The sequence below is a fragment of the Roseateles sp. P5_E11 genome (assembly GCF_054049355.1).
The window spans coordinates 1-1518 of record NZ_JBFUMO010000932.1; the positions used below are offsets into that span (position 1 = coordinate 1).

Below are 1518 nucleotides of genomic sequence, written 5' to 3' on the forward strand. Positions count from 1 at the left end.
CCAAGGGTCTGAGTGCAGGAAAGATTCAGATGTCGGTCGATGTCCTGGTCGTGCTTGCAGCGCTTTTCACCGTGCCGCCCGTTCGGGTTCTGCAGTCAGTCGTTGGCGCGGTGGCCATCGGCGCCATCCTCACACTGAACCACAAACCCGGCAGGTATCTGGGCGTGTAGACAGAGCGCCGTCCCCGGCTTCACCGTTGTCGACGTGCCCGACCGGGAAGCCGCCCACCACTGGGCCGCCAAGATCGCCGCCGCCTGCCGCTGCGCGCAGGACATGCGCGAGTTCATGCCGCTGCCGCCGGAGGTGGCGGCCCGCCTGAGCAAGGCTTGAACGCGGGCGCCCCTCAGGGCGCCGCAATGCCGTCGATGCGGCCCAGCCGCACGAGGATGCGGCCGTGCTGCTGGTTGCGCAGTTCCACCCAGCGGCCCGGCTCGATGCGCGTCACGGCGCCCGAGATCGCCTGCCCGTTCACATAGAGCGTGATACCGCGCTTGTCCTGCAGCGCCGCGTTGAGCGCTTGCTCGATGCCTTGCTCGGTGTCCGCCGCATGGGCCAGGCCCGAAGTGAAGGCGAAAGCGACAACGAGTGCGGCCAGCACGCGGCGAGCAGAGGATGCTTGGAAAGCTTGTGAAGGCATGACGGTCTCCTGGAACCAAGGCATCGCACTGTGCCTGCCGCCTGTCGCGCGGCGGTTTCAGGCCGGGCGAGCGTTTGTTTCGCTTGTTGATGCGCCTACGACGGCCGTTGACGGCCGCGATGCCGGAGGGGCCAGTCGCAATGCTGGACTGACGCTCGCATCCCCCGCGGCAATCCTCAACCGAGAGGACACCGAGCCATCGCGCCGCCTTCTAGGGGTTGCTGGGCCACCAGGGCGGGCGGAGCCTCGCAGCGTCGACTGCAAAGGAGCCGCGATGAAACTTGGCGCTTGGAGATGCCTGCTGGCCGCCGTGCTGGCGACTGCCCTGCATTCGGCGCGAGCCGACGTTGTCACGGACTGGAACGTCACGGCGCTCGGCCTCACGGCGTCCAGCACGCCGCAAGTCGAGATGCGTGCCTTGGCTCTCACGCACGTCGCCATGTTCGACGCCGTCAACGCCATCACGCGCACGCACCAGGCCTACATGAGTCCCGCCCCCGCAGCGCCGGCCGGCGCATCGGCCGAGGCGGCGGCGGCATCGGCGGCACATGCGGTGCTGGCGTCGATCTACCCGCTGCAAAAGCCTGCACTCGACGCCGCGTTGCAGGCGTCGCTTGCCAAGCTGCCCGATGGCGCCGGCAAGAGCGATGGCAGCGCCCTGGGCCGCCAGGTCGCCGAGCAATGCATCGCCATGCGCAGCAGCGACGGCTGGAACGCCCGCGTCGTCTACACGCCAGCCACCGCCCGAGGCAGTTGGCAGCCGGCGCCGCCCTCGATGGGCGGCTTTGCCTCGATCCACTGGGCCGAGGTCAAGCCCTTCTTCCTCAAATCAGCGGCGGAAGTGACGGCGCCCGGCCCGTTGGCGATTGACAGCGTGCAAT

The 1518-nt window shown here is 68.5% G+C and carries 2 protein-coding genes and 1 pseudogene; 2 read left to right on the forward strand and 1 reads right to left on the reverse strand.

From position 1 onward, the window contains the following. Positions 1-204 precede the first annotated feature (204 nt). Positions 205-330 (forward strand): hypothetical protein, encoded by a 126-nt coding sequence (locus ACXJKR_RS32200; protein WP_457326320.1) that lies wholly within the window; start codon positions 205-207, stop codon positions 328-330. Positions 331-343: 13 nt separating this feature from the next. Here ACXJKR_RS32200 and ACXJKR_RS32205 read toward each other — a convergent pair whose 3' ends face one another. After that, complete coding sequence (locus ACXJKR_RS32205; RefSeq protein ID WP_457326321.1) at positions 344-637, reverse strand: hypothetical protein; 294 nt, start codon at positions 635-637, stop codon at positions 344-346. A 274-nt stretch (positions 638-911) separates the two neighbouring features. Between ACXJKR_RS32205 and ACXJKR_RS32210 the strand changes: the two are divergent. After that, positions 912-1518 (forward strand): annotated as a pseudogene (locus ACXJKR_RS32210) (hypothetical protein); the annotation flags it as partial.